1 protein-coding gene is annotated in these 484 nt (G+C 71.5%); it reads left to right on the forward strand.

The genetic code is table 11. The features are described from left to right. On the forward strand, positions 1–484 hold a 484-nt coding region (locus OO52_RS45640), incomplete at both ends, for a condensation domain-containing protein (protein WP_037631254.1).

Genomic DNA, 484 nt, shown 5'->3' on the forward strand with positions numbered 1-484 from the left:
CTTCGTCAACACCCTCGTCCTGCGCACCGACACCTCCGGCGACCCCACCTTCCGCGAACTCCTCGAACGCGTCCGCGAAACCGACCTGTCCGCCCTCGCTCACCAGGACGTGCCCTTCGAACGACTCGTCGAAGCCGTCAACCCCACCCGCTCCCTCGCCCACCACCCCCTCTTCCAGGTGATGCTCACCCTCCAGTCGCAGGGCCGCGCGCAGGCCGCGTTCCCCGGTCTGCGGGCCGAGGCGTACGGACTCGACGTCGGCGCAGCGAAGTTCGACCTGGCGCTCAGCCTGGCCGAGCGGCACGACGAGCGGGGGGCGCCGGCGGGCATCGGCGGCAGCCTCGTCTTCGCCACGGAGGTGTTCGACCGGACGTCGGCCGAGACGCTGGTGGAGCGGCTGGTACGCCTGCTGGAGTGGACGGCCGAGAACCCCGACCGCTCACCGGCCCGATGGGACGTCCTCACCCCCGAGGAACACACACGC

The organism is Streptomyces flaveolus, from assembly GCF_000716535.1.
Lineage (GTDB): Bacteria > Actinomycetota > Actinomycetes > Streptomycetales > Streptomycetaceae > Streptomyces > Streptomyces flaveolus_A.